This is a genomic window from Neobacillus fumarioli NBRC 102428 (genome assembly GCF_001591485.1).
Classification (GTDB): Bacteria; Bacillota; Bacilli; order Bacillales; family Cytobacillaceae; genus Neobacillus; species Neobacillus fumarioli.
Window position 1 is genome coordinate 1 of sequence record NZ_BCUZ01000194.1, and the last position, 3,278, is coordinate 3,278.

Here is a 3,278-nt window from a genome sequence, read left to right on the forward strand (position 1 = left end):
CAGGCTGACCAAGGCGCTTGCGCTTTTCTTATTAAAAATATTTCACAGCGCCTACCACAATCAAAACCCATGCCACTAAAAAGCAAACACCGCCAATTGGCGTAATGGCACCGAGCGGGCCGATTTTTGTCAAGCTTAGTATGTACAAGCTGCCGCTGAAGAAAATAATTCCCGCCAGCATAAGCCATCCGGACCATGAAAACAATGTGCTGCCGGTACCTCGGCTGAGAAGCAACCCAACCACTAAAATTCCTAAAGCATGGAACATTTGATAGGTAACCCCTGTTTTCCAAATATCCAAATACTTTGGTTCCAGCTTATTTGCCAGTCCGTGAGCTCCAAAAGCACCGAGCGCAACAGCCAAAAACGCATTAAGTGCTCCAATGATAATAAAAGCTTTCATCCCTTATTCCCTCCCGCTTCTTAAAAGTCAAATAACGAATCCCCATTTGCTCCATCATCTAATTCCAGTCTCTTTGCCTGTGGTATTGCAGCCGGCTGCTGGATCGACTGCTGCACAAATGGCGGCTGAACCTTTGCTGCTGTACTCCACGATGGCTCTCTTTTTTCCTGATGCTCGTCCAAGATTAACTCGCATAATATTTTAATAGAGTAAATCTTTTCCCGTAACACGTCCTCCTTTTGTACACTTTTTGCTTGTCTTACTTCCTCTTCTATTTTTGTTAGTAATTTTTGCAAGGATATATTCACACTTGGCACCTCAGTTTTTATCTTACTTTTATTCTACAAGAGAATCGCTGATTTTTCGAAAAAAAAGACCGGCTGCCCATTCGACAAAAATCCTTATGTTCCACGTGAAACATGTCCGTTTCTGTCGATTCTGATCATTGCCCAGTTATCCCCCGCTAACTGACGGAATAAAAGCAATTACATCGCCATCGTGTATAATCTCATCATCAGGGACAAACTCCTCATTAATGGCTGTCATCACCGTTTCGAGCTGCGGCAGATCATAATTCTTCATCAACTCGGTCTTTAGCTCAGCCACCGTTTTTCCAACTGCCTTTATCTGAAGCTCCTCCCGGTCAGCTGCATCACGCAAATGAGCAAAAAACAGTATTTTATTCATGCAAATCTCCTTCCTCCGGTTTGCCGCTTGGATACGCAACCGTCTCCAACTGATTACCGACCCATGCTTCGCCATCTTCCCAATGTTCCTTTTTCCAAATAGGGACGATCTCCTTGATCCGTTCGATTGCATAACGGTTTGCTTCATAGGCATCGGCACGGTGCGGCGTTGACACAGCGATCACAACCGCAACATCCGTAATGTCCAAGCGGCCGATCCGGTGGGTAATGGCCACTTTTGCTTTCGGCCAGCGCTCTTCAATTTCTTTGCCAATCTGTGCGAGCTTCTTTACCGCCATAGTTTCATAAGCTTCATAAATTAAGTATAATGTTTTCTTACCGTCTGTTAATTCGCGGACGGTTCCAATAAACGTCGTAATCGCACCCGCTTCGCGCTCGACCACTTTATCAATAACCGATTGAATATTGATTGGTTCCTTCGATATTTCGTATCGCAATTTGTTCACCTCTGGCCCTTCAAACATTTATAAACATTATTAACCAAAGTCTAGCAATGCGCCACCCTAAACATATTTATTGGCAGCTTCATATTCATCAGGCCTATTCATGTTGAAAAAGATCCGCTCCAGTTCATGTGAACTAAATTCCGGCAGTTCTTTTTCCGTTACATAGCGGACATTAATTTGCTCAAGAAGATCCTTCATGCTCAACCGGCCCGTTTCCATGCATTTTACAGCTTTTTTGGCCGTCCGTTTATGGAAAATAGCAAATAACGGGTGCTCCCTTCCATTGATCACAGGAATTACCGCATCCATTTCACCGCATTGCTCAACAAGCCTCTCAGCCAGCCTGCTTGAAACAAACGGCATATCACAAGCAACAAGCAAATTAAGGTCATCCTCACTTGCTGTTAAGCCAGCATGAAGTCCCGCAAGCGGACCCAATCCTGGGAAAAGGTCAGGGGTCTGTTTTACTCCTAAATATTCGTAAGTCTCCGGTTGATTTGTAACTAGAATAAGATCAGTAAATACTAACCTTAATTCCTCTACAATTCTTTCAATGTTCGGTTTTCCATTTATCTTTAGCAGGGCTTTATTGGTCCCCATACGGCTGGACTTCCCGCCTGCCAAAATAACCGCTCCGGCCTTCATTGCCTACACCCCCTAAACCGTCCAATTAACGACCGTTTTCGGACTCTTTAAAACAGCGTTGTTTTATTTCATTTAGTTTAATATAGCCGAGGCTCCAACTGCAAATCTGTTTTTACACGATTGTAAATTTCACCATAAATCACCATACTCTGATATAATTCAATTAATGATTTATACTATAAATGGAACTTTTTTGAAAGGGGAACTCGTAAAATGACGATTCAAAAAGTATTGACGATTGCCGGGTCTGATTCAAGCGGCGGCGCCGGAATGCAGGCGGATTTAAAAACTTTCCAGGAGCTTGGCGTTTACGGAATGACTGCCCTTACCTGTATCGTGACAATGGACCCAAACGGCTGGCACCATCGCGTGTTTCCGATTGAAACCAGTCTCGTAGAAAAACAGCTCGACACCATTTTCTCCGTCGGGATTAGTGCAATGAAAACCGGTATGCTTGGAACAGTAGAAATCATTGAACTGGCGGCAAAGAAAATCGATGAGCACAAATTAGAGCGCGTTGTGATTGATCCCGTCATGGTATGTAAAGGGGAAGACGAGGTATTGAATCCGGAAACAGCGGATGCGATGCGTGAGCTCTTGATTCCTCGTGCATTGGTTGTAACTCCTAATCTTTTTGAAGCCGGACAGCTTGCCGGCATGAAAACACCAAAGAACTTGGATGAAATGAAACAGGCGGCAGCCAAAATTCATGATCTTGGTGCGAAAAATGTTGTCATTAAAGGCGGCAGCAAGCTGCAAACCGAAGAAAAATCCCTTGACCTTCTTTATGATGGTAAAGAATTCAAAATTTATGAATCCGACAAAATCGACACAACCTATACCCATGGTGCCGGCTGCACGAATTCAGCAGCGATCTGTGCCGAACTGGCAAAAGGTAAATCTGTTTATGAGGCCATGGAAGTATCCAAAGCGTTTGTTTCCGCAGCGATCAGCCAAGGTTTCCGCTTAAATGAATACGTTGGCCCGACATGGCACGGCGCTTATCGAGGAAAGGATGCTCGTGAATAATAACAGGTTCTCTTTAAAGGTGCAATACAGTCGCAATGAAGATAGGGG

The 3,278-nt window shown here is 44.1% G+C and carries 6 protein-coding genes; 1 reads left to right on the forward strand and 5 read right to left on the reverse strand.

What is annotated here, in order from left to right; genetic code table 11:
* Positions 1 to 31 precede the first annotated feature (31 nt).
* The 5 genes from BFU02S_RS15305 to mobA all read right to left on the reverse strand — a co-directional run bounded on the left by BFU02S_RS15305 (position 32) and on the right by mobA (position 2,201).
* Positions 32 to 403: a DUF423 domain-containing protein gene (locus tag BFU02S_RS15305; protein ID WP_066372523.1), complete on the reverse strand. Its 372-nt coding sequence runs from the start codon at positions 401 to 403 to the stop codon at positions 32 to 34.
* Between the two features lie 20 nt (positions 404 to 423).
* Positions 424 to 711: a YwdI family protein gene (locus BFU02S_RS15310; RefSeq protein ID WP_066372525.1), complete on the reverse strand. Its 288-nt coding sequence runs from the start codon at positions 709 to 711 to the stop codon at positions 424 to 426.
* Between the two features lie 145 nt (positions 712 to 856).
* Positions 857 to 1,090, reverse strand: coding sequence for a molybdopterin converting factor subunit 1 (moaD, locus tag BFU02S_RS15315; RefSeq protein WP_066372527.1), 234 nt, complete (start codon positions 1,088 to 1,090; stop codon positions 857 to 859).
* On the reverse strand, positions 1,083 to 1,547 hold the full coding sequence (locus BFU02S_RS15320; protein ID WP_066372534.1) for a molybdenum cofactor biosynthesis protein MoaE: 465 nt from the start codon (positions 1,545 to 1,547) through the stop codon (positions 1,083 to 1,085). Before BFU02S_RS15320 ends, moaD begins: the two co-directional genes overlap by 8 nt.
* A 66-nt stretch (positions 1,548 to 1,613) precedes the next feature.
* Positions 1,614 to 2,201: a molybdenum cofactor guanylyltransferase gene (mobA, locus tag BFU02S_RS15325; RefSeq protein WP_066372530.1), complete on the reverse strand. Its 588-nt coding sequence runs from the start codon at positions 2,199 to 2,201 to the stop codon at positions 1,614 to 1,616.
* Positions 2,202 to 2,414: 213 nt separating this feature from the next.
* On the opposite strand from mobA, the gene pdxK reads away from it, so the two are divergent.
* Positions 2,415 to 3,230, forward strand: a complete 816-nt coding sequence (pdxK, locus tag BFU02S_RS15330) for a pyridoxine/pyridoxal/pyridoxamine kinase (protein WP_066372532.1) — start codon at positions 2,415 to 2,417, stop codon at positions 3,228 to 3,230.
* Positions 3,231 to 3,278 lie beyond the last annotated feature (48 nt).

Bases quoted from the DNA above. Each gene is read 5' to 3' on its own strand.
- BFU02S_RS15305 (WP_066372523.1), bottom strand. From the start codon at position 403: ATGAAAGCTTTTATTATCATTGGAGCACTTAATGCGTTTTTGGCTGTT.
- pdxK (WP_066372532.1), top strand. From the start codon at position 2,415: ATGACGATTCAAAAAGTATTGACGATTGCCGGGTCTGATTCAAGCGGC.
- mobA (WP_066372530.1), bottom strand. From the start codon at position 2,201: ATGAAGGCCGGAGCGGTTATTTTGGCAGGCGGGAAGTCCAGCCGTATG.
- moaD (WP_066372527.1), bottom strand. From the start codon at position 1,090: ATGAATAAAATACTGTTTTTTGCTCATTTGCGTGATGCAGCTGACCGG.